Source organism: Paraburkholderia sp. J41 (genome assembly GCF_905220235.1).
Classification (GTDB): domain Bacteria; phylum Pseudomonadota; class Gammaproteobacteria; order Burkholderiales; family Burkholderiaceae; genus Paraburkholderia.
The window spans coordinates 1-22,086 of the sequence record NZ_CAJMZE010000040.1; the positions used below are offsets into that span (position 1 = coordinate 1).

Annotated in this window: 18 protein-coding genes; 7 read left to right on the forward strand and 11 right to left on the reverse strand. The window is 66.5% G+C overall.

Annotated elements, in window-relative coordinates; all coding sequences use genetic code 11:
• Window positions 1-39: 39 nt before the first annotated feature.
• The 5 genes from U5805_RS27560 to U5805_RS27580 all read right to left on the reverse strand — a co-directional run bounded on the left by U5805_RS27560 (window position 40) and on the right by U5805_RS27580 (window position 5,384).
• Entirely contained in the window at window positions 40-1,350 is a 1,311-nt protein-coding gene (locus tag U5805_RS27560) for a class I SAM-dependent RNA methyltransferase (RefSeq protein ID WP_322106678.1), read from the reverse strand.
• 108 nt (window positions 1,351-1,458) lie between these two features.
• Window positions 1,459-2,193 carry a PqiC family protein gene (locus tag U5805_RS27565; protein WP_322106679.1) on the reverse strand — a complete coding sequence of 245 codons (735 nt, stop codon included), beginning with the start codon at window positions 2,191-2,193 and terminating at the stop codon, window positions 1,459-1,461.
• Window positions 2,190-3,827 carry an intermembrane transport protein PqiB gene (locus U5805_RS27570; protein WP_322106680.1) on the reverse strand — a complete coding sequence of 546 codons (1,638 nt, stop codon included), beginning with the start codon at window positions 3,825-3,827 and terminating at the stop codon, window positions 2,190-2,192. The genes U5805_RS27565 and U5805_RS27570 overlap by 4 nt, the downstream gene beginning before the upstream one ends.
• Window positions 3,820-4,503 (reverse strand): paraquat-inducible protein A, encoded by a 684-nt coding sequence (locus tag U5805_RS27575; protein ID WP_322106681.1) that lies wholly within the window; start codon window positions 4,501-4,503, stop codon window positions 3,820-3,822. The genes U5805_RS27570 and U5805_RS27575 overlap by 8 nt, the downstream gene beginning before the upstream one ends.
• Window positions 4,504-4,511: 8 nt before the next feature.
• Window positions 4,512-5,384, reverse strand: coding sequence for a paraquat-inducible protein A (locus U5805_RS27580; protein WP_322106682.1), 873 nt, complete (start codon window positions 5,382-5,384; stop codon window positions 4,512-4,514).
• Between the two features lie 510 nt (window positions 5,385-5,894).
• On the opposite strand from U5805_RS27580, the gene U5805_RS27585 reads away from it, so the two are divergent.
• Entirely contained in the window at window positions 5,895-6,422 is a 528-nt protein-coding gene (locus tag U5805_RS27585) for a YceI family protein (protein WP_322106714.1), read from the forward strand.
• A gap of 109 nt (window positions 6,423-6,531) precedes the next feature.
• On the opposite strand, the gene secF is transcribed toward U5805_RS27585, so the two are convergent.
• From secF to queA, 5 genes are all read right to left on the reverse strand, one after another.
• Window positions 6,532-7,482 (reverse strand): protein translocase subunit SecF, encoded by a 951-nt coding sequence (gene secF / locus U5805_RS27590; RefSeq protein WP_322106683.1) that lies wholly within the window; start codon window positions 7,480-7,482, stop codon window positions 6,532-6,534.
• A gap of 16 nt (window positions 7,483-7,498) precedes the next feature.
• The gene (gene secD / locus U5805_RS27595) at window positions 7,499-9,565 is read right to left on the reverse strand and encodes a protein translocase subunit SecD (protein ID WP_322106684.1); all 2,067 of its coding nucleotides are present in this window, start codon (window positions 9,563-9,565) and stop codon (window positions 7,499-7,501) included.
• A gap of 151 nt (window positions 9,566-9,716) precedes the next feature.
• The gene (gene yajC / locus U5805_RS27600) at window positions 9,717-10,046 is read right to left on the reverse strand and encodes a preprotein translocase subunit YajC (protein WP_158948345.1); all 330 of its coding nucleotides are present in this window, start codon (window positions 10,044-10,046) and stop codon (window positions 9,717-9,719) included.
• Between the two features lie 182 nt (window positions 10,047-10,228).
• Window positions 10,229-11,425, reverse strand: coding sequence for a tRNA guanosine(34) transglycosylase Tgt (tgt, locus tag U5805_RS27605; RefSeq protein ID WP_322106685.1), 1,197 nt, complete (start codon window positions 11,423-11,425; stop codon window positions 10,229-10,231).
• Window positions 11,426-11,563: 138 nt separating this feature from the next.
• Window positions 11,564-12,625 carry a tRNA preQ1(34) S-adenosylmethionine ribosyltransferase-isomerase QueA gene (gene queA / locus U5805_RS27610; protein WP_322106686.1) on the reverse strand — a complete coding sequence of 354 codons (1,062 nt, stop codon included), beginning with the start codon at window positions 12,623-12,625 and terminating at the stop codon, window positions 11,564-11,566.
• 661 nt (window positions 12,626-13,286) lie between these two features.
• Between queA and recG the strand changes: the two genes are divergently transcribed.
• The 6 genes from recG (at window position 13,287) to ubiA (ending at window position 21,091) form a co-directional block, all read left to right on the forward strand.
• On the forward strand, window positions 13,287-15,764 hold the full coding sequence (recG, locus tag U5805_RS27615; RefSeq protein WP_415914678.1) for an ATP-dependent DNA helicase RecG: 2,478 nt from the start codon (window positions 13,287-13,289) through the stop codon (window positions 15,762-15,764).
• 222 nt (window positions 15,765-15,986) lie between these two features.
• The gene (locus U5805_RS27620) at window positions 15,987-16,946 is read left to right on the forward strand and encodes a hydrogen peroxide-inducible genes activator (RefSeq protein WP_322106688.1); all 960 of its coding nucleotides are present in this window, start codon (window positions 15,987-15,989) and stop codon (window positions 16,944-16,946) included.
• A gap of 473 nt (window positions 16,947-17,419) precedes the next feature.
• Window positions 17,420-18,868 carry a catalase gene (locus U5805_RS27625; protein WP_322106689.1) on the forward strand — a complete coding sequence of 483 codons (1,449 nt, stop codon included), beginning with the start codon at window positions 17,420-17,422 and terminating at the stop codon, window positions 18,866-18,868.
• 192 nt (window positions 18,869-19,060) lie between these two features.
• The gene (locus U5805_RS27630) at window positions 19,061-19,237 is read left to right on the forward strand and encodes a hypothetical protein (RefSeq protein WP_322106690.1); all 177 of its coding nucleotides are present in this window, start codon (window positions 19,061-19,063) and stop codon (window positions 19,235-19,237) included.
• 170 nt (window positions 19,238-19,407) lie between these two features.
• Window positions 19,408-19,899: a Dps family protein gene (locus U5805_RS27635; protein WP_322106691.1), complete on the forward strand. Its 492-nt coding sequence runs from the start codon at window positions 19,408-19,410 to the stop codon at window positions 19,897-19,899.
• A 325-nt stretch (window positions 19,900-20,224) separates the two neighbouring features.
• A complete protein-coding gene (ubiA, locus tag U5805_RS27640; RefSeq protein ID WP_322106692.1) occupies window positions 20,225-21,091 on the forward strand; it encodes a 4-hydroxybenzoate octaprenyltransferase in 867 nt (288 codons plus the stop codon).
• Window positions 21,092-21,266: 175 nt separating this feature from the next.
• Here the strand turns inward: ubiA and proC are convergent, their stop codons facing one another.
• Entirely contained in the window at window positions 21,267-22,082 is an 816-nt protein-coding gene (gene proC / locus U5805_RS27645; protein WP_322106693.1) for a pyrroline-5-carboxylate reductase, read from the reverse strand.
• Window positions 22,083-22,086 lie beyond the last annotated feature (4 nt).

Consider the following 22,086-nt stretch of genomic DNA (forward strand, 5'->3'; position numbering starts at 1 on the left):
AATGGCGGCTTCGAGCCGCCATTTTTCTTTGCGCCGGACTTACTGCGCGTCGCTGTTTTTATCCGCCGGCGAGGCGGATTGCGCGGGACGCTGACGCACGCTGCCCGCGATCAGATCGAAGCGGAACAGGCGGCATTCGAGCGCGCCGTTGTAGAGCGGCGTCTTGGCCGACTCGCGCAGGCGCAACTGGCCCGGCAGCTTGCGGTCGGACGTGAGGACGAACGCGCGCCAGTTGGTGAAGCGCTGCTTGAGCGCGTCGCCGAGGGCGTGGAAGAACTCGGCGTCGGGCGCGTCGTCCTGAACGCGGCGGAAACCGTCGTCGTCGCCGCGCAGCTCGCGCGCGGTCGGTCGCGCCTCGCCGCGCGCGTTGCGGCCGCGCACTTCGATACGCTCGCCGTACGGCGGATTCGCCACCAGAATGCCGGGGCCGTCGGCGGGCGGCGTCATGTTGCGCGCGTCGAGCTGCTTGAGCGGCACATTGCCGAAGCCCGCGCGCTTGAAGTTCGCGCGCGCCTTGTCGAGCATGACGTCGGAAATGTCGCTGCCGAAAATCAGCAAATCGGGCTTGCCGCTCTGCGCGAGGTTGCGCGCGGTATTCGCCTCGCTTTTCAGATGACGCCACGCGGCCATTTCGGCCTGCTTGAGCCGCTCGAAGCCGAAGCTGCGGTCGAGGCCCGGCGCGATGTCGAGCGCGACCTGCGCGGCTTCGGCGAGGAACGTGCCGCTGCCGCACATCGGATCGTAAAGCGGCGTGCCGGCGGTCCAGCCCGTGAGGCGCAGAATGCCCGCGGCGAGATTTTCGCGCAGCGGCGCCGCGCCCTTGTCGAGACGCCAGCCGCGCTTGAACAGCGGCTCGCCGGAGGTGTCGAGATAGAGCGTGCAGTCGGTTGCCGTGAGGAAAGCGAACACGCGCACGTCGGGGTACGCGGTGTCGATGCTCGGGCGCGCGCCGGCCTTGTCGCGCATGCGGTCGCAGATGCCGTCCTTCACGCGCAGCGTGGCGAATTCGAGGCTACGCAGCGGCGACTTGATCGCGGTGATGTCCACGCGCAGCGTTTCGTTGGGCGTGAACCACTGGTCCCAGCGCTGCTCGCGCGCGAGTTCGTAGATGTCGTTTTCGCTGCGGTACGGACGCTGTGCGATTTTCAGCAGCACGCGGCTCGCGATGCGCGAATGCAGGTTCGCGGCCATGCCGCCGGCCCAGTTGCCGCGAAAATGCACGCCGCCGGGCACCTCGTTGCCGACCGAGAGCGCGCCGGGCGGCAGGCGGTTTTTGGCGGTCTCGATCAGTTCGGAGACGAGCGCGGCTTCGAGGCCGCGCGGGCAGGGGGCAAAAAAGTCGAAAGACATGAGGGAGAATGCGGACGCAGCGAGGAAGGCGCTATTGTACGCGCGTTGCGGCGTGCGGCCTTCCCGGCGGCCTCCGCGGTGGCTTCCGCGGCGGCCTCCCCGGCGACATTAACCGCCCGCCGCGCCGGCCAGCACCTGCGGACACGCCACGCCCGCCGGTTTCGCCTTTTGCGCCGCCGGTTTCGCGCCGCCCGGCGTGCCGGAAACGCTCAGGCGCGGCGCCGCCGCCAGCGCGCGCACGCCGCTCGCAATCGCGTCCGAAAGCGCCGCAATCGCGCGCCGGTGCCCCATCACCAACGCGTCGTAGCCGCCGCTCACCGGTTCGTCGAGTGTGCTGCGGCACGTCATGACGGTTTGCGAGTCGAGCGAGCGCACGCTCCACACGGCGTCGACGAGCGCGTGCGAGCCGGGCCACGACTCGAAGCGCTGCACGTTCACGCTCACGCGGTACACGGGCACGCCCGCGGGATGCGGCGAACCGTACACGTCGATGGTGTTGAGCGCTTGCGTGAGATCGCCCGAAAGCGCGCGGCGGATTTCGTCGCCGGGCAGCGAGGCCCAGCGCTCCTGTTCGAGCACGCGCACCTGGTTGGCGTCGGTTTGCACCACGAACTGCGCCTTCGCGACTTGCGGCGGAACTTCCACCGGCGCGAGTTCGATCAGCATCGACGGATTGCCGGCCGTGGTCGCGGCCGGCGTGGCGGCCGAAGCGCGCGAGGCGTCGCCGGTCGGGCTGAGCGTGTAGAAGTTGCTCGCGGGCGACGCGCAGCCCGCGAGCAGCGCCGTCAGCGCGAGCGAAGCGGTTGCCGCCGCGAAGCCGAAGGGGACACGTCGGAACGTCATGGCTTGTCTCCTGATTTGCCGCGTAGCAGCGATTCGGGATGGCGCTCCAGGTAGTCCGAGAGCGAGTTGAGCGATTGCAGCGTGCGCGTGAGTTCCTGCATCGCCTGATGCACGTCCGATTGCAGCGGCGAATCCTGCTGCAAGGTGGACTGCGCCGCGGCGAAGGTCTTTTGCGCTTCGTCGAGCGTGCCGCGCATCTGCGGCAGCACCTGGTCGTTCACCTGCGCGAACAGCTTGTTGGCGTTCACGAGCGACTCGTTCAGATTGTTGCCTATCTTGTCGAACGGAATCTTGTTGAGCTTCTTCGTGATGTCCGCGACCTGCTGCTGCAACTCTTCGAGCGAGTTCGGCACCGTCGGCAGTTCGATCGGCTCGTGGTCGAGATCGACCTTCGCCGGACCCGCCTTCGGGAAGATGTCGAGCGCGATGTAGAGCTGGCCCGTGATCAGGTTGCCCGTGCGCAACTGGCCGCGCAGGCCGCGCGCGACGAGCCGCTTGATCAGATCCTGGCTCTGCGGCGTATGCGGCTCGGGCGCCTCGCCTCGCGTGCGGCGCGACAGGCGCAGCGGATACAGGTCCATCGTCACCGGCATGGTGAAGTTGTGCGCCTTCGCGTCGTATTCGATGCCGATGTCGGTCACCTGGCCGAGCGCGATGCCGCGGAAGTCCACCGGCGCGCCCACCGACAGCCCGCGCAGCGACTGGTTGAAGTACATCACCACGCGCACCGGCGCGCCGTCGGGCTCGCGCATCGCTTCGTTTTCGTCCGAGGCGAGGTTGAAGGTGGCGTTGTCGGGCGCTTGCGGGCCGGTCGGCTGGCCGGCCGGCGCCTGGAACGCGAGGCCGCCCACCACGATGGTCGCGAGCGACTGCGTGTTGACCTTGATGCCGCTGGAGTCGAGCTGCACGTTCACGCCGCTCGCGTGCCACCAGCGCGTGTTGGTGCCCACGTACTGGTCGTAAGGCGCGCTCACGAACACCTGCACCGTCACGCCCGTGCCGTCCTTGTCGAGCGAATAGCCCGTCACCTGGCCCACCTGGATGCGGCGGAAGAAGATCGGCGTGCCGATGTCGAGCGAGCCGAGCGTCGAGCTATGCAGCGTGTAGCGATGGCCTTTCTCGTCGACGGTGACGGCGGGCGGCGCTTCGAGGCCGGTGAATTCGCTTTGCGATTCCTGCGAGCGCCCGGCGTCCGCGCCGATGTATGAGCCCGAGAGCAGCGTGCTCAGGCCCGAGACGCCGCTCGCGCCCACGCGCGGCTTGACGACCCAGAAGCGGCTGTCCTTCACGGCGAACGCTTCGGCGTCCTTCGTGAGTTCCACGGTGACGATCACGTGCGAAAGGTTCGGCGAGAGCTTGATCGTGCGCACCGAGCCGATGTCGACGTCCTTGTACTTGACCTTGGTCTTGCCGGGCTCGAGGCCTTCGGCGCTGGAAAAGCTGATGGTGATGGTCGGGCCGCGCGTGGCGACCGATTTGACCACGAGCGCCACGCCGATCAACGCGGCGACGAGCGGCACGATCCACACGAGCGAGGGCAGCCAGCGCCTGGGCTTGACGATCTGCGGCTCGGGCAGGCTGGGCGGGAGCGGTCCGCCACCCGCTGGCGGGGTCGGTCCTTTCGGGCTATTCATGAGGGTGGTCCTGAGTGAGTTGCGCGGGTTTGTGTTTGTCTTCGTCCACCGGGTCCCAGATCAGGCGCGGATCGAATTGCATCGAGGCGATCATCGTCAGGATCACGACCGAGCCGAACGCGATCGCGCCCGGCCCCGCCGTGATCACCGCAAGCGACTGAAAGCGTACCAGCGCCACGGTAAGCGTAACGACGAAGATGTCCAGCATCGACCAGCGTCCGATGAATTCGACGATGCGGTAAAGCTTCGTGCGCTCGACGGGCCGCCAGGTCGAGCGGCGTTGCGCGGTGAAGGCGAGCAGCGCGAGAACGGAAAGCTTGAGCATCGGCACGAGAATGCTCGCGATAAAAACGATCACGGCGAGCGGCCAGTCGCCCGAGGTCCAGAAGTAGACGACGCCGCTCATGATGGTGTCGTCCTCGTCGCCGACGAGCGAGGCCGTGTGCATCACGGGCAGCAGATTCGCGGGAATGTAGAGCAGCGCCGCGGCGATCAGCAGCGCCCACGTGCGCGCGACGCTGTCGGGATGGCGCGCGTGCATGGGCGAGCGGCAGCGCTCGCAGCGTTCGTGAGCGTGCTGGCGCGCCTGCGCGGCATCCGGCTCCACGTGCGGCTGGACGTGGCCGCACGCGTGGCAGGAGACATAGCCGGATTCGTGGGCGGTGTGGAATTTCATCGGGCGCCTCAGTGTGCGGGCTTGCCGGGCGGGCGCGGCGGCGCGGCAGCGCTCGTCGTTCCCTGCGCGGGCGCGCCGGGGTCGCGGATCTCGGGTTCGGCGAGCGTGCCCGGAAAAGGCTGCACCGTGCCGCTCGCTTTCGCAACGCCGGTTTCATTGGCTTCGCGCGCGACAGGTGCCGGCGCGCCGGGCAGCGCGGGCGCCGGCGGCGTGCCGGGCAGGCCGCCGCCCGGGTTGCCGGGTCCGGCGCCGCCTTCCCGGGGCGCGCGCGCGGCGTCGCGCAAGCCGTCGGCGATGTCCCAGAGCGTGCGCGAATCGAAGGTGACGACCACGGTGAACATCAGCGTGAGCACGCCGAACGCGAACAGCGCGGTTTCGGGAATCACGCGCGCGAGGCTCACCATCTTCACGATGGTAATGAGCACGCCGAGCATGAACACTTCGAGCATGCCCCACGGCCGCACGAACTGGATGGCGCGCAGCACCAGGTCGAAGCCGGGCGGAATATAGCCGCGCCGCACCGGCAGCAGCACGTAGAGGAGCGCCACCATTTCAGTGAGCGGGAACAGCACGGTTGCGCAGAACACCATCACGGCGACCACCTGCATGCCTTCCTGCCAGAGCACGACGAGTGCGCCGAACAGGCTCGATTCGGTGGTGATGCCGTTGGCGTCGAGTTCGATGATCGGAAACGACTGCGCGATGATGAACGTGACGAGCGCCGCGACCGTGATCGCGCAGATGCGGTCGAGCTGCGCGGACGCGCTGCTGTAGAGCGTGGCGCCGCAGCGCGGGCAACGCGCGCTCTGGCGGCCGAGCAGGCGCGGTTTTCGGAAGAGCGCGTCGCAATCGTGACACGCGATCAATTTGTCCTGGGCCATGCGGGCAGGTGACGCAAAACGACATGAGCGAAAGGCGCGCGGCGCCTCGCGCGCATGTCACGGGTTACGCGGAGCGCCTCGCGGCCATGTTACCAAAACGGCTCTCGCCGACGCGGCCAGGCGAAAGGGCAGCGCCGTGGCGGGGCCGGGCAGCAGCGCAAGCGGCGTGCCGCGAGGCTTGCGAGTGTGCCACGTTTTGACCCCTGAATGTATTCCGCGGCGGGGGGGCGCGGTAATGCGGCGTAACCAACCGCGCTGCGTTTATGCGCGCGCCGCCGTCGTCGGAATGTTTGCAGTCACGCGAATGGATTATCTTTCTCGCATGGCGGCGCGGCCGTGGGCCGATCGCACGCGAGCTATCCACGGCATCGCCGCGGATCACGAGCAGATCACGAGCAGATAACAACGCAGCCGTCGGCGAGGACAAGCGAGTCAAGCATGAAAGCATTAGCGGGGTGGAGGCATTCTTATCGGCATGGCGCGGCGGCGCGCGGCGTCGTCACGCTCGCCATGTTCGGCGCGGCATGGTGCGCGGCCGGCGCGGCGCGCGCGCAACTGGAAACGACGGCCAGCACGATTGTCGCGGTGTCGCGGCAGATGGGCGTGGCGGTGCAGGGCAGCTTCACGAAGTTCGATGCGCGGATCGCCTTCGATCCCGCGAAGCCCGCGGGCGGCACGGCGCGCCTCGTGGTGGATACGGGCAGCTACGATCTCGGCGACCAGACCTACAACGACTCCGTGCGCGGCGCGCAATGGTTCGACGCGAAGGCGTTTCCGCAGGCGATATTCAGCTCGACCGCGATCGTGCCGACCGCGCCGAACCAGTACCGCGTGGACGGCAAGCTCACCATCAAGGGGCACACGGAAGACGTTTCGGTTCCCGTCGTGCTCACGCAGCAAGGCGCGATGCAGACCTTCGACGGCACGCTGCCCGTGCATCGCTCGGCGTTCGACATCGGCACGGGGCAGTGGAAGGACACCTCCGTGGTCGCCGACGAAGTGCTGATCAAATTTCATATCGTCGTGGCGCGCAAATAAGCGCTCGCGGCCTGCGCCAGAACGAAAAAAGCCGGTTCGCGAGAACCGGCTTTTGCATGTCGTGCCGACGAAACGGCGCGACCACGAACGCAACGGGGAAGCGGAGCGCTTAGACCTGCGCGCCCGCGTTCGGATCGTTCGGATCGTACTTGTCCTTCTTTTCCTTGATGAGATCCTCGCGCTTCACGCCGAGCCACATCGAAAGCGAGGCCGCCACGAACACCGACGAGTAGATGCCGAACAGAATGCCCACCGTCAGCGCCAGCGCGAAATAGTGCAGCGTCGGGCCGCCGAAGAAGAACATCGAAAGCACCATCATTTCCGTACAGCCGTGGGTGATGATGGTTCGCGACATCGTGCTCGTGATCGCGTGGTTGATGACCTGCGTGACCGTCATCTTGCGTTCGCGGCGGAAGGTCTCGCGAATCCGGTCGAAGATCACGACCGATTCGTTCACCGAATAGCCGAGCACCGCGAGCACGGCGGCCAGCACGGAAAGCGAGAACTCCCACTGGAAGAACGCGAAGAAGCCGAGAATGATCACCACGTCGTGCAGGTTCGCGATCACGCCGGCCACGGCGTATTTCCATTCGAAGCGGAACGACAGATAGAGGATGATGCCCGCCACCACGCACGCGAGCGCGAGCAGGCCGTCGGTGGCGAGTTCCTTGCCGACCTGCGGACCGACGAATTCCACGCGCTGCAACTGCACCTGCGCGTTGTCGGCCTTGAGCGTGTTCATCACCTGATCGCTCTGCTGCGCCGACGAAAGCCCCTGCTTGATCGGCAGACGGATCAGCACGTCGCGCGAGGTGCCGAAGTTCTGCACCTGCGCGTCGCCGTAGCCGATCTTCGCGAGCGAGTCGCGCACCGGTTCGAGCGGCACCGCCTGCGGATACTGCACTTCGATGACCGTGCCGCCCGTGAATTCGATCGACAGGTGCAGGCCGCGGTGAAACAGGAAGAACACCGCGGCGATGAACGTGATGAAGGAGATCGCGTTGAAGATCAACGCGTGCTTCATGAACGGGATGTCCTTGCGGATGCGGAAAAATTCCATGATCTATGACTCCGTATCAGCGGGACGAACCCGGATTGCCGGGACCGTTCGGATCGTTGCGGCGGCGCACCTGCGGCTTCGCGCGCGCGCCGCCGGCATTGCCGGCTTTCGCGCCGGCCCGGGCCGTTTCGCGCTTCGCCACGGCGGCGTTGGCGCTCACGGCACGGCCCGTGCCGGTGCCCGCGTCGCCGGCGCTCAGCGCGGGCGCGGCCGCCGCTTCGGGCTCGGGACGCCAGACCTGGCCCACGGCCAGCGACTTGAGCTTCTTCTTGCCGCCGTACCAGAGGTTCACGAGCCCGCGCGAGAAGAACACGGCCGAGAACATCGACGTGAGAATGCCGATGCAGTGCACGATCGCGAAGCCGCGCACCGGGCCGGAGCCGAATGCGAGCAGCGCGAGGCCGGCGATGAGCGTGGTCACGTTCGAGTCGAGAATGGTCGCCCACGCGTGCGCGTAGCCGTTCTGGATGGCCAGTTGCGGCGGCGCGCCGTTGCGCAGTTCCTCGCGCACGCGCTCGTTGATGAGCACGTTCGCGTCGATGGCCATGCCCAGCGCGAGCGCGATGGCGGCGATGCCGGGCAGCGTGAGCGTGGCCTGCATCATGGAGAGCACGGCCACGAGCAGGAGCAGGTTCACCGAAAGACCGATCATGGAGATCAGGCCGAACAGCAGGTAGTAGACGAGCATGAACACGGCGATGGCGGCGAAGCCGTAGACCACCGAGTCGAAGCCCTTGCGAATGTTGTCCGCGCCAAGGCTCGGGCCGACCGTGCGTTCTTCGATGATGTCCATGGGCGCCGCGAGCGAACCGGCGCGCAGCAGCAGCGCGAGGTCGGCGGCGGCCTGCGGCGTGGGCTGGCCCGTGATCTGGAAGCGGTCGCCCAGTTCCGACTGGATGGTGGCGACCGTCAGCACTTCGCCCTTGCCCTTCTCGAACAGCACCATCGCCATCGGTTTGCCGATGTTGTCGCGCGAGACCGAGCGCACCGCGCGCCCGCCCGCCGAATCGAGACGGATGTTGACCGAGGGGCGCTGATGCTCGTCGAAGCCCGCCGAGGCGTCGATGATGCGGTCGCCCGTGAAGATCACGGCCTTGCGCAGCAGCACCGGCGCGGCGTTGCCTTGCGTGAAGAGTTCGTCGCCCGGCGGCACCGGGTCGCCCGGATTCGGGTGCAGGCCGTTCGGGTCGGCGAGGCGCGCTTCGAGCGTGGCCGTGCGGCCGATGATGTCCTTGGCCTTCGCGGTGTCCTGCACGCCCGGCAGTTCGACCACGATGCGGTCGTCGCCTTGCTGCTGGATGACGGGCTCGGACACGCCCAGTTCGTTCACGCGGTTGTGCAGCGTGGTGATGTTCTGCTTGAGCGCGGCGTCCTGCACCGCCTTCTTCACGGCCGGCGTGAAGGTGCCGACGAGCTGGAAGCCGCCCTCGGGCGCGTTCTGCTGCGACCACACGAGTTCGCTCACGCCGCCCGTGCCCGAAAGCAGGCTGCGCGCCTGGTCGGCGACGGCGGCATCGGCGAAATTGACCACCACGGTCTGGCCGACGCGGTTCACGCCGCCGTCGCGCAGGCCCTTGTCGCGCAGCAGCGAGCGCACGTCGGAAGCGTCGGAGTCGAGCTTCTTGTTGAGCGCGCCGTTCATGTCGACTTGCAGCAGGAAATGCACGCCGCCGCGCAGGTCGAGACCGAGGTACATCGGCAGCGCGTGCAGCGCCGTCAGCCAGCGCGGCGAGGCGCTTTGCAGATTCAGCGCGACGATGTACTGCGGATCGGTCGGGTCGGCGTTGAGCGCCTTGTTGAGTGCGTCTTTCAGACGCAACTGCGTGTCCGTGTCGGCGACGCGCACGCGGATGTTCGCGTTCATCGACGAATTGTCGAAGGTGACGTCGTCGGCCTTGATGTGGCTCGCGGCGACCGCGGCTTCGACCTGCGCGAGCGTGCCCGAGTCGAGCTTGACGGTGGCTTTGCCGCTCGACACCTGGACGGCGGGCGCTTCGCCGAAGAAATTGGGCAATGTGTACATGAAGCCGATGACGAGCGCCACCAGCATCACGACATATTTCCAGAGGGGATAACGGTTCATTGGTTGGCCCAACGGGGGAGGGAAATGGCCGCTTCGAATCGCGCGTCCGGCCGGCCGGGATGTTCTCGCCTGGGCGTGAAGGCGGGGCCGGACGCACGAGGCCGTGCGTTTGCGTGCCTGGCGCCGGTAAGGGAAAGCACGCGCAACGCCCTTACAGCGACTTGATCGTGCCCTTCGGCAGGATGGTCGAGACCGACGACTTCTGGACGGTGATTTCGTTGCCGTCCGACACTTCGACGCCGACGTAGGCTTCGCCGACCTTGGTGATCTTGCCGACGATGCCGCCGCTCGTGATGACTTCGTCGCCCTTGGCCATGGCCGCGAGCATGTTGCGATGTTCCTTCTGGCGCTTCATCTGCGGGCGGATCATGATGAAGTACAGCACGGCGAACATCAGGATCAGCGGCAGGAAGCTCATCAGGCTCGATTCAGCGCCACCGGCGGCGGAGCCTTGAGCGAAGGCATTGGTAATGAACGACACGTTGGTCTCTCCGTTTATACGAACGATCACAAAAAGCAAGCCGGTTATTCTACCACCGGCATTCGTCGCGACGATGACGCCAAATGGGCTTTGCGATCAAGCATTTACGCGAAAGCGGCCGGGCGCGGGGCGCGCCGCCGCGCCATCGTCGAGAAAGGCAATTGTAAGTTATGCGCGCGGCGTCAGTCCGTGCCGCGCGCGCGTTGCGCGGCAAAGCGTTGGCGGAACGCCGCGAAAGTTTGGGTTTCGATCGCCGCGCGCATCTCGCTCATCAGTTCCAGGTAGTAGTGCAGATTGTGGATCGTGTTGAGCTGCGCGCCGAGAATCTCGCCCACGCGGTGCAGGTGATGCAGGTAGCCGCGCGTGAAGTGGCGGCAGGTGTAGCAGCCGCATTGCTCGTCGAGCGGGCGCAGCGAGTTGCGATGCACGGCGTTGCGGATCTTGATGTCGCCGTGGCGCGTGAAGATCCAGCCGTTGCGCGCGTTGCGCGTGGGCATCACGCAGTCGAACATGTCGACGCCCGCGGCCACGCCCGCCACCAGGTCCTCCGGCGTGCCCACGCCCATCAGGTAGTGCGGCTTGTCGGCGGGCAGCTTCGGCGCGATGTGCTCGAGCACGCGCATCATGTCCTCCTTCGGCTCGCCGACGGAAAGGCCGCCGATCGCGTAGCCGTGGAACGGCATTTCACCGAGCCCCGCGAGCGATTCGTCGCGCAGGTCCTCGAACATGCCGCCCTGCACGATGCCGAAAAGCGCATTCGGGTTGCCGAGCCGGTTGAATTCGTCGATGGAGCGCTTCGCCCAGCGCATCGACATGCGCATGGAGTCGGCGGCTTCCTGGTGCGTGGTGGGCACGCCGTTGGTCGCGTAGGGCGTGCATTCGTCGAACTGCATGACGATGTCGGAGTTCAGCACCTTCTGGATCTGCATCGACACTTCGGGCGAGAGAAACAGCTTGTCGCCGTTGACGGGCGAGGCGAAGCGCACGCCGTCCTCCGAAATCTTGCGCAGGTCGCCGAGCGAGAACACCTGGAAGCCGCCCGAATCGGTGAGGATCGGCCGGTTCCAGCCCATGAAGCGATGCAGGCCGCCGTGCGCCTCGATCACTTCCAGCCCCGGACGCAGCCAGAGATGGAACGTGTTGCCGAGAATGATCTGCGCGTGCATTTCCTCGAGTTCGCGCGGCTGCGTGGCCTTCACGGTGCCGTAGGTGCCCACGGGCATGAAGATGGGCGTTTCGACCACGCCGTGATTGAGCGTGACGCGCCCGCGCCGCGCGAGGCCGTCGGTGTTGAGCAGCTCGAATTTGAGGCCGTTTTGCGGCTTTTCGCCGAGATAGGCGCCGTGTTCGGCGCGTGCGTTTTGCTGACCGTCGGTCATGCGTTGGACTCCTGTGCAACCGGCGCTTTGCGTGGGACCGGCGTCGGCGCCAAAGCGCCGACGCCGGTCGGCAAGTTCGGCGCAGTTGAAAAAACGTTGCCGCACGGGGCGCGCGCGGCAGTGGAAAAGCGGTGGGCGTTACTGATCGAGCGCGTTATCGGTGCGCGTGAGCAACATGGCATCGCCGTAACTGAAGAAGCGGTAGCGCTGCGCGATGGCGTGCCGGTACGCCGCGCGTATCGTCTCGATGCCGGCAAACGCCGAAACCAGCATCAAGAGCGTCGATTTCGGCAAATGGAAGTTCGTCACGAGCCGGTCGACCACGCGGAACGTGTAGCCCGGCGTGATGAAGATGTCGGTTTCGGCCTGGGTGGCCGCGAGCGCGCGGTGTTCGTTCGCGGCGTCGCGCGCGGCGGCTTCGAGCGCGCGCATCGAGGTCGTGCCCACGGCAATCACGCGGCCGCCGCGCGCGCGCGTGGCGGCAATCTTGTCGACGAGCGACTGCGGCAGCTCGTACCACTCGCTGTGCATCTTGTGGTCGTCGATGTTCTCCACGCGCACCGGCTGGAACGTGCCCGCGCCCACGTGCAGCGTGAGCGTCGCGCGCTCCACGCCTTGCGCGTCCAGTTTCGCGAGCAGCGCATCGTCGAAGTGCAGGCCCGCCGTGGGCGCGGCCACCGCGCCGGGATTCTGCGCGAACACGGTTTGATAGCGTGCTTCGTCGGCGTCGTCGGCGTCGTGCGTGATGTACGGCGGCAGCGGCAGGCGGCCGTGACGTTCGATGAGCGCGAGGCAGTCGTCGGGGAAATGCAGCGTGTAGAACGGCTCGGCGCGCGCGCCCACGGTCACGTCGAACGCGTCGGCGAGACGCAGCACCGTGCCTTCGCCGGGGCTCTTGCTCGCGCGGATCTGCGCGAGCGCCGTGCGCGCGCCCGTGAGCCGCTCCACGAGCACCTCGATCTTGCCGCCGCTGGCCTTTTGGCCGAAGAAACGCGCCTTCAGAACCTTGGTATCGTTGAACACGAGCAGGTCGCCGGGCGCGATGCACGCGGGCAAATCGGCGACGGTGCGGTCGGCCAGGCGCGCGGGCTGCACGCGGTTGTCCACTTCCAGCAAGCGGCTCGCGCTGCGCTCGGGCAGCGCGGTCTGCGCGATCAGCGCTTCGGGAAGGTCGAAATCGAAATCGGAAAGCTTGAACATGCGGCCTGATAAAACGGAAAAGCGCCAAAGCGCAGGCGTGGGCGGCCGAGCGGCGCAACGGTGCGACGGCGCAAGTCGGCAAGTCGGCAAGTCGGCAAGTCGGCAAGTCGGCAAGTCGGCAAGTCGGCAAGTCGGCAAGTCGGCAAGTCGGCAAGTCGGCAAGGGCGCGTGGCGGACGGCGCGCGGCGGCGCATGCCGCTCGCAGCGCCGCTGCGGCGCGTGTTGCGGCGAATTCACATTTACGCACGCCACATTCAACGCGCACGTCGATGGCGGCTTGGCCGCCGCTTTCTGCGCCGTGCTCGATGCCGTGCTTCGTGCCGCTTGCTTCGCGTGCTCGATGCCGCGCCGCGTGCCGTGCTTCTGCCGCGCCTTTCGCCGCCTTTCGCCGCGACCGTGCCGCGCTTCGCCCGCGTCTTTTGCCGCGGCCGTGCCGTGCTTCTTGTCGCACTTCTTGCCGCTTCGATCCCGCCGCAAATCCTGCTTCTTACGCCGGATCGTGCCCCGGATGGCGCCCCTTATGACCTCGCGAGGCTCGCCAGCCGGCGTCGAGCGGCTATGATTGCGGCGATGCGCCCGAAAGCCGGTGCGTCGCGCCGGTCCCTCGGACCGCGCGCGCGTTGCCGCGCCGGATGCCGGAAAGCCGTTATTGTACTTGCGAATGCCCATGCCCTCGTCCGCCTCGTCCGCTAGCCGATTGTTGTCCGACGCCGACTCTTCCGGCGACGACACCGCGCGCGCGTCCGGTTTGCAGCCCGACGTGCAGCCGGACTCGCGCCCGCTCGCCGACGACAGCGCCCAAGCGGCTGCGCCCGCACGCAAACGCGCCGCGAGGACAACCGCCGGGAAAGTTGCCGAAAGCGCTGTTGAAGGCGCCGTGGATAAAGCCGCGGAGAAGTCCACGGCAAAGAGCGCAGCCAAAAAAAGCGCGGACCCAAAAAGCGCGGACCAAAAAGGCGCGGACCAAAAGAGCGCGGACCAAAAGAGCGAAGGCCAAAAGAGCATCGACAAGAAAAGCATCGACAAAAAAAGCACCGACAAGTCGAAGCTCACCAAAACCGCCGACCGCCTCGCCAGGCTCGGCCTGCGCAGCGACATCGACCTCGTGCTGCATCTGCCCATGCGCTACGAGGACGAAACCACGCTCACGCCCATCGGCGAACTGCTGCCGGGCGGCGTGGCGCAAACCGAAGGCACGGTGTTCGACAACGAGATCGCCTATCGCCCGCGCCGCCAACTGGTCGTGAAACTGCACGACGATCGCGGCGACGAGCTGCATCTGCGCTTTCTCAACTTCTACGGCTCGCAGGTCGCGCAGATGGCCATCGGCAAGCGTCTGCGCGTGCGCGGCGACGTGCGCGGCGGTTTTTTCGGCATGGAAATGGTGCATCCGGCCGTGAAGGTCGTCGACGGCGACACGCCGCTGCCGCAGGCGCTCACGCCCGTGTATCCGTCCACGGCGGGCGTGAGCCAGGCGTACTTGCGCAAGGCCATCGACAACGCGCTTTCGCGCGCGTATCTGCCCGAACTGCTGCCCGAGCCCATTGCCGCCGAATTCATGGCGCCGCTCGACGTGCCGCCGCTCATGAGCGCCGTGAAAACGCTCCATCATCCGCCCGTCGACGCCGACGAGCATGCGCTGATCGACGGCACGCACCCCGCGTGGACGCGCATCAAGTTCGAGGAACTGCTCGCGCAACAGTTGTCGCTCAAGCGCGCGCACGAGGAGCGCCGCACGCGCGCCGCGCCCGCCATGCCGCGCCACGTCGCGGGCCGCAAGAGCGAAGACACGCTGCTCGCGCGTTTGCGCGCGGCGCTGCCGTTCGCGCTCACGAACGCGCAGGAGCGCGTGGTGGGCGAGATCGCGCACGACCTCGAAGAACCGCATCCGATGCAGCGTCTGCTGCAAGGCGACGTGGGCAGCGGCAAGACCGTGGTCGCGGCGCTCGCGGCCGCCCAGGCCATCGACGCCGGTTATCAGGCCGCGCTCATGGCGCCGACCGAAATTCTCGCGGAGCAGCACGCGCGCAAGCTGCGCGGCTGGCTCGAACCGCTCGGCGTGCAGGTGGCGTGGCTTTCGGGCAGCCTCAAGGCGAAGGACAAGCGCGCGGCGCTCGAAGCGGCGGCGCTCGGCACGGCGCAGCTCGTGATCGGCACGCACGCGATCATTCAGGACGCCGTGGAATTCGCGCGCCTCGGTCTCGTGATCGTCGACGAACAACATCGCTTCGGCGTGGAGCAGCGGCTCGCGCTGCGCGCGAAGGCGCAGAACGCGCGGTTGGTGAACCCGTCCGCCGATCAAGCCAGCCGCGAGTTCCAGCCGCATCAACTGATGATGTCGGCCACGCCGATCCCGCGCACGCTCGCCATGACGTATTACGCGGATCTGGACGTTTCCACCATCGACGAACTGCCGCCGGGCCGCACGCCGATCCTCACGAAGCTCGTTTCCGACGCGCGCCGCGAGGAAGTGATCGCGCGCGTGCGCGCGGCGGCGCTCACCGGGCGCCAGGTCTACTGGGTGTGTCCGCTGATCGAGGAAAGCGAGACCTTGCAGTTGCAAACCGCCGTGGAGACCTACGAAACGCTCGTGGCCGCGCTGCCCGAACTCGCGGTCGGGCTCGTGCATGGGCGGCTCGCATCCGCGGACAAGGCGGCCGTGATGGACGCGTTCTCGCGCAACGAAGTGCAGTTGCTCGTGGCGACCACGGTGATCGAAGTGGGCGTGGACGTGCCCAACGCCTCGCTGATGGTGATCGAGCACGCCGAGCGCTTCGGCCTCGCGCAGTTGCACCAGTTGCGCGGGCGCGTGGGGCGGGGCACGGCGGCTTCCGTCTGCGTGCTGCTCTACACGGGGCCGCTCTCGCTCACGGGGCGCGCGCGTCTGCAAACCATGCGCGAAACCACGGACGGTTTCGAGATCGCGCGCAAGGATCTGGAAATTCGCGGCCCGGGCGAATTTCTCGGCGCGAGGCAGTCGGGCGCGGCCATGCTGCGCTTCGCGAGCCTCGAAAACGACGCCTGGCTGATCGAGCCCGCGCGCGAGGCGGCCGGACGCCTGCTTCACGAATATCCGCTCGTCGTCACGCAACATCTGAATCGCTGGCTCGGCGCGCGCGAGCAATATCTGAAGGCGTAACGCCGACGGCGTAGCGAACGCTTGAAGGACGTTTGCGCGCTTACGGCGGGCGCAATCGCGCCAGGACCGGCGGGAACCCCCACGCCGCGAAATCGTCAGACGAATGGGATCGCTCCCCTGAATGGGCGCCGGTCATTGGCGAATCGCCTTCATCGGTGTATAACTACAAACTATTGATTCAACGTTTCGATTGTTGATGATGTTCCCCCAATTGGTCCTCCAATGACGCTCACAGAACTGAAATACATCGTTGCCGTCGCTCGCGAGCGCCACTTCGGACGGGCCGCCGAAGCCTGCTTCGTGAGCCAGCCCACGCTCTCGGTCGCCATCAAGAAGCTCGAAGACGAGCTAAACGTGCAGATCTTCGAGCGCGGCACGAGCGAGGTGAGCGTGACGCCCATCGGCGAGCAGATCGTCACCCAGGCGCAGCGCGTGCTCGAACAAACGCTCGCCATCAAGGAAATCGCCAAGCAGGGCAAGGACCCGCTGGTCGGGCCGCTGCGGCTGGGCGTGATCTACACGATCGGGCCGTATCTGCTGCCCACGCTCGTGAAGCAGATGATCAAGCGCGTCCCGCAGATGCCGCTCATGCTTCAGGAAAACTACACGCTCAAGCTGATCGAACTGCTCAAGCAGGGCGAGATCGACGTGGCGATCATGGCGCTGCCGTTTCCCGAAACCGGCCTCACGCTGCGCCCGCTCTACGACGAGCCGTTCGTCGTCGCGCTGCCTTCGGGTCACGCGTGGGAGCAGCGCGCGAAGATCGACCCCGACGACCTCAAGCAGGAAACCATGTTGCTGCTCGGCAGCGGCCATTGCTTCCGCGATCACGTGCTGGGCGTGTGCCCCGAACTGATGCGCTTCTCGCAGAACGCCGACGGCATCCAGAAAACCTTCGAAGGCTCCTCGCTCGAAACCATTCGCCATATGGTCGCGAGCGGCGTGGGCATCACGGTGCTGCCGCGCATGTCGGTGGCCGAGGTGAAGCCGCATGCGGGCGGTATCGACGCCGGGCTGCTTTCGTACGTGCCGTTCGACGATCCCGTGCCGGACCGCCGCGTGGTGCTCGCCTGGCGCAAGAGCTTTACGCGCATGCCGGCGATCGAGGCCATTGTCGAAGCGATCCATGCCTGCGAGCTGCCGGGCGTGAAGAAGATCGAGACGTCCGCCGAAACGGTCTGAACCGGTGTTCAGCGTGTAACGAGCGCACGCAGGCGCACGCGGGGCGCGGCCTCGCGCCGCGCGTTCGTTGTTGCCGTTTCCTCTTTCGCGCGGTGTATTCGTCGCCGCCCAACTCCTTATCTTGCGACCCCAATAATCAACGACTATCTAATAGATTGAATAAATCAAATTTTTGATATTGATAGTTGTTGATAAAGTTTCCTCCATCCCGCCCGAACCCGGACCGCCCCGGAAAGCCGGCACCCACAGGAGGAAGCGATGCAAAACCCCGCCCCCGGCACGAACGCCACGCCCACGACCGCACGCAGCGCTTCGGGCCTGCGCACGGTCGCGTTCTCGCTGCTCGTCGACCGCGCGCTTTCGGCTTGACGCACGCAGCGCGAGCGCGCCGCGCCTTTTTCGCATTCCAGCCGCATTCCCGTTCGCCTTTATTCGCAACCCTTAGCCGAACCCACGCATACCAGGAGTTCCAGATGACCGAACGCACTCTCACCTCGGCCGCCGGCGCACCCGTCGTCGATAACCAGAATTCGCTCACCGCCGGCCCGCGCGGCCCCGTGCTGTTGCAGGACGTGTGGCTGCTCGAAAAGCTCGCGCACTTCGACCGCGAAGTGATTCCCGAGCGCCGCGTTCACGCAAAAGGTTCAGGCGCGTTCGGCACGCTCAAGGTCACGCACGACATTTCGCGCTTCACGAAGGCCCGCGTGTTCGCCGAAGTCGGCAAGGAAACGCCCCTCTTCATGCGCTTCTCGACGGTCGCCGGCGAGCGCGGCGCGGCCGACGCCGAGCGCGACGTGCGCGGCTTCTCGATCAAGTTCTACACGGAAGAGGGCAACTGGGACGTCGTGGGCAACAACACGCCGGTGTTCTTCATTCGCGATCCGCTCAAGTTCCCCGACTTCATCCACACGCAAAAGCGCGACCCGCGCACCAACATGCGCAGCAACGTGGCGGCGTGGGACTTCTGGTCGCGGCATCCGGAATCGCTGCATCAGGTCACGATCCTGATGAGCGATCGCGGCATTCCGCGCAACTACCGCCAGCAGCACGGCTTCGGCTCGCACACGTTCTCGTTCGTCAACGCGAACAACGAGCGCTTCTACGTGAAGTTTCACTTCAAGTCGGCGCAAGGCGTGGAGAACTACACCGACGCCGAAGCCGCGCAGGTGGTCGCGCAGGACCGCGAGAGCGCGCAGCGCGATCTCTTCAACGAGATCGAGAAGGGCAATTTCCCGAAGTGGCATTTCCGCGTGCAGGTAATGCCGGAGGCCGACGCCGCGAAGGTGCCGTACAACCCGTTCGACATCACGAAGGTGTGGCCGCATAAGGATTACCCGCTGATCGACGTCGGCACGATCGAGTTGAACCGCAATCCGGAGAATTATTTCGCCGATGTCGAGCAGGCCGCGTTCACGCCGGCCAACGTGGTGCCGGGCATCGGCTTCTCGCCGGACCGGCTGTTGCAAGGCCGTTTGTTCTCGTATGGCGACACGCAGCGTTATCGCCTCGGCATCAACCATCACCAGATTCCGGTGAACGCGCCGCGTTGTCCCGTTCACTCGTTCCATCGCGACGGCCAGGGACGCACCGACGGCAATCTGGGCGGTACCGTGAACTATGAGCCGAGCCGTTTCGGCGACTTCACGCAGCGCCGCGACGCGGGCGAGCCGCCGCTCGCGGCCGGTGCGGTCGATCATTACGATCACCGCGAGGACGACGATTACTACAGCCAGCCGGGCGCGCTGTTCCGCCTGTTCGACGCCGCGCAGCGCGAGCGGCTTTTCGGCAACATCGCGCGGCATATTGCCGGGGTGCCGGCGGAGATCGTGCAGCGCCAGCTCGAGCACTTCCGCCGCGCCGATCCGGCGTATGCGCAGGGCGTGAGCGACGCGATCGCGAAACTCGCGGAAGAAACGAAGTAAGGCGCGGAAGTCAGGCGCCGAACTGAGTCGCGGAAATAAGCTGCGGAAGTAAGTCGCGGAAGTAAGTCGCCGAGGCAAGCCGCCGAAGCAAGCCGCCGAAGCAAGCCGCGCATTTAGCCGCGGCGCCGATGCCGCGCGCGGCACGGTGTCGCGCGCGGCATCGGCGAAACGCAATACCCAAGGAGCACGATCATGACCCGAACGATGACGATGACGATCAAGACCCTCGGTCACGGCGAGGCCGCCGCGATGGCGCGCACGCGCGCGGAAGGCACGCAGCTCGTGCGCCGCGTGGTTGGCTACGCGGTGCTCGCGAGCGGCGTCGTGGCGATCGCGGCGCAGAGTCTCGCGCATCTCGCCGGGCATTGAGCGTGCGGCGCGCACGGTGCGCGTTGCCGGCGGAGCGTCGAGGCGCCAGCGTGCCCGACGACCCGGATTTTTCGTATTTCCAGGCTACACTGACGTCCGGTCGAGCGTTCGCGCACGAGAGAAACTTCGCGTCGCGAGCGCATAGTCTCACTGCTACAAAAGGAATCGTCATGGCGAAAAAAGCAACCACCGTGCAGCACGTGAATATCGGCATCAGCGACAAGGATCGCAAGAAGATCGCTGACGGGCTCTCGCGCCTGCTGGCGGACACCTACACGCTGTACCTCAAGACGCACAACTTCCACTGGAACGTCACGGGGCCGATGTTCAACACGCTGCACCTGATGTTCGAAGGTCAGTACAACGAACTGGCGCTGGCCGTGGACGCGATCGCCGAGCGCATTCGCGCGCTGGGCGTGCATGCACCGGGCAGCTACAGGGACTTCGCGAAGCTCTCGTCGATCCCGGAAGCCGACGGCGTGCCGGCGGCCGAAGACATGATCCGCCAGCTCGTGGAAGGCCAGGAAGCCGTGGTGCGCACCGCGCGCGCGATCTTCCCCGCGACGGAAGCCGCTAACGACGAGCCCACCGCCGACCTGCTCACGCAGCGCATGCAAACCCATGAAAAAACCGCGTGGATGCTGCGTTCGCTGCTCGCCTGAGCGGGCGTTTGACGCAGAACCGTTTGAAAAAGCCGCCGGTATGACCGGCGGTTTTTTTATCTGGAGCGGCCGGTTTGCGCGCGGCACCCAGCAAGGGTTCATCTGACGCTCGCGTGGCGCACGGCTGACATTCGGCCGGTATTCGACCAGCATTCGGCTGATATTCGGCTGATATTCGGCTGGGGCGGAGCGGCGCGAACGTGCCCCGCATGCGGCGCGCGGTGCGGCTGGCGGCTTCGGGAAAGGCGCCTGGCCTACAATAGCGGGATTGCATAACCGCACCACGCGCACCCGCGCGCATCGACACGCACGGATCAGCCCGATCATGTTCGCCCGACTCCCGCTCTATCTGCGGCTCGTCCGCATGGACAAGCCGATCGGCAGCCTGCTGCTGCTGTGGCCCACGCTCAACGCGCTCTGGATTGCCGCCGACGGCCACCCGCCGCTTTCGCTCATCGTGATCTTCGCGATCGGCACCGTGCTGATGCGCTCGGCGGGCTGCGCGATCAACGATTACGCCGACCGCGACTTCGACCGCTACGTGAAGCGCACGGCCGAGCGCCCGATCACCTCGGGCCGCATTCGCGCGTGGGAAGCCGTGGCGATTGCCGCCGCGCTCGCGCTCGTCTCGTTTCTGCTGATCCTGCCGCTCAATGCGCTCACCAAGCAGCTTTCGGTCGTGGCATTGTTCGTGGCGGCCTCGTATCCGTTCACAAAACGTTTCTTCGCGATTCCGCAGGCGTACCTGGGCATCGCGTTCGGTTTCGGCATTCCGATGGCGTTTGCCGCGGTGCAGGATCACGTGCCCGCGCTCGCGTGGATCATGCTCGCCGCCAACGTGTTCTGGTCCGTGGCCTACGACACCGAATATGCCATGGTCGATCGCGACGACGACATCAAGATCGGCATTCGCACTTCGGCGCTCACGTTCGGCCGCTTCGACGTGCTCGCCATCATGCTCTGCTACGCGGTGACGCTCGGCATTTACGTGTGGGTGGGCGTGACGCTCGCGTTCGGCTGGCTCTACTGGCTCGGCTGGGCCGCCGCCGTGGGCTGCGCGATCTACCACTACACGCTCATCAAGGACCGCGAGCGTATGGCGTGCTTCGCCGCGTTCCGCCATAACAACTGGCTGGGCGGCGCGGTGTTCGCGGGCATTGCCGCGCATTACGCGGCGACGACGGCTTTGTAAAACGCGCATTCGAAACCGGCGCGGGGTGTCGACTGACCCCGGCGCCTGTTCGCGCGCCCGGCAATGACCAGCGCTTACTGTGCTTCGCGCTTACTGCGCTTCGCGCTCATTGCCTGCCGCTTATCGCCTGTCGCTCATTGCCTGCCGCCCACTGCTTGCCGCTCATTGCCGCCGCTCACTGCGTGCCGAACTCCTCGCCCATTTCCTTCGCGCGCGCGTCGGCAGCCAGCGCGCCCTTGACGATGGCCGCCTTCACGCCCGAAGCGTCGAACGAGGCGAGCGCCGCCGCCGTCGTGCCGCCCTTCGAGGTGACGCGCTCGCGCAGCACCGCGGGCGGTTCGTCCGATTGCAGCGCCAGTTGCGCCGCGCCCGCGAAGGTGGCGATGGCGAGCGCGCGGCCTTGCTGCTCGTCCATGCCGAGCTGGCGCGCGGCTTCTTCCAGCGCTTCGATGAAGTAGAACACGTAGGCCGGGCCGCTGCCCGAAATGCCGGTCACGGCGTCGATCTTCGCTTCGTCGTCGAACCACACCGTTTGCCCGACCGCGCCCAGCGTGTCCGAGGCAAGCTGGCGGCCCGCTTCGTCCACGCCGCGGCTCGCCACGAGGCCGGTCGCGCCCATGCCGATCAGCGCGGGCGTGTTCGGCATGGTGCGCACGACGCGCGCGTGGCCGTTCAGCCAGCGCGACAGGTCGGCGATGCGAATGCCGGCCATGATGCTGATGACCACCTGATGCGCGCCCAGATGCGGCGCAAGACCTTCCGCGACGGCTTTGGCGATTTGCGGCTTCACGGCGATCAGCACGGCGTCGTAGCCGGCGAGCGCCGCGTCCGCCGCCGCGCCGGTACGCACGCCGAATTGCCCGGAGGTGCGCTTGCGCGCCTCTTCGTTCGGGTCGATCGCGTAGAGATTCTCGGCCAGCACACCCTTGCGAATGAGGCCGCCGATGAGTGCGGCGGCCATGTTGCCGCCGCCGATGAAGGCAATTTTCATGGTG

Excerpts from the sequence above, each read along its gene's own strand:
- U5805_RS27560 (WP_322106678.1), bottom strand. The coding sequence starts at position 1,350 with ATGTCTTTCGACTTTTTTGCCCCCTGCCCGCGCGGCCTCGAAGCCGCG.
- U5805_RS27565 (WP_322106679.1), bottom strand. The coding sequence starts at position 2,193 with ATGACGTTCCGACGTGTCCCCTTCGGCTTCGCGGCGGCAACCGCTTCG.
- U5805_RS27570 (WP_322106680.1), bottom strand. The coding sequence starts at position 3,827 with ATGAATAGCCCGAAAGGACCGACCCCGCCAGCGGGTGGCGGACCGCTC.
- U5805_RS27575 (WP_322106681.1), bottom strand. The coding sequence starts at position 4,503 with ATGAAATTCCACACCGCCCACGAATCCGGCTATGTCTCCTGCCACGCG.
- U5805_RS27580 (WP_322106682.1), bottom strand. The coding sequence starts at position 5,384 with ATGGCCCAGGACAAATTGATCGCGTGTCACGATTGCGACGCGCTCTTC.
- U5805_RS27585 (WP_322106714.1), top strand. The coding sequence starts at position 5,895 with ATGTTCGGCGCGGCATGGTGCGCGGCCGGCGCGGCGCGCGCGCAACTG.
- secF (WP_322106683.1), bottom strand. The coding sequence starts at position 7,482 with ATGGAATTTTTCCGCATCCGCAAGGACATCCCGTTCATGAAGCACGCG.
- secD (WP_322106684.1), bottom strand. The coding sequence starts at position 9,565 with ATGAACCGTTATCCCCTCTGGAAATATGTCGTGATGCTGGTGGCGCTC.
- tgt (WP_322106685.1), bottom strand. The coding sequence starts at position 11,425 with ATGACCGACGGTCAGCAAAACGCACGCGCCGAACACGGCGCCTATCTC.
- queA (WP_322106686.1), bottom strand. The coding sequence starts at position 12,625 with ATGTTCAAGCTTTCCGATTTCGATTTCGACCTTCCCGAAGCGCTGATC.
- recG (WP_415914678.1), top strand. The coding sequence starts at position 13,287 with ATGCCCATGCCCTCGTCCGCCTCGTCCGCTAGCCGATTGTTGTCCGAC.
- U5805_RS27620 (WP_322106688.1), top strand. The coding sequence starts at position 15,987 with ATGACGCTCACAGAACTGAAATACATCGTTGCCGTCGCTCGCGAGCGC.
- U5805_RS27625 (WP_322106689.1), top strand. The coding sequence starts at position 17,420 with ATGACCGAACGCACTCTCACCTCGGCCGCCGGCGCACCCGTCGTCGAT.
- U5805_RS27630 (WP_322106690.1), top strand. The coding sequence starts at position 19,061 with ATGACCCGAACGATGACGATGACGATCAAGACCCTCGGTCACGGCGAG.
- U5805_RS27635 (WP_322106691.1), top strand. The coding sequence starts at position 19,408 with ATGGCGAAAAAAGCAACCACCGTGCAGCACGTGAATATCGGCATCAGC.
- ubiA (WP_322106692.1), top strand. The coding sequence starts at position 20,225 with ATGTTCGCCCGACTCCCGCTCTATCTGCGGCTCGTCCGCATGGACAAG.
- proC (WP_322106693.1), bottom strand. The coding sequence starts at position 22,082 with ATGAAAATTGCCTTCATCGGCGGCGGCAACATGGCCGCCGCACTCATC.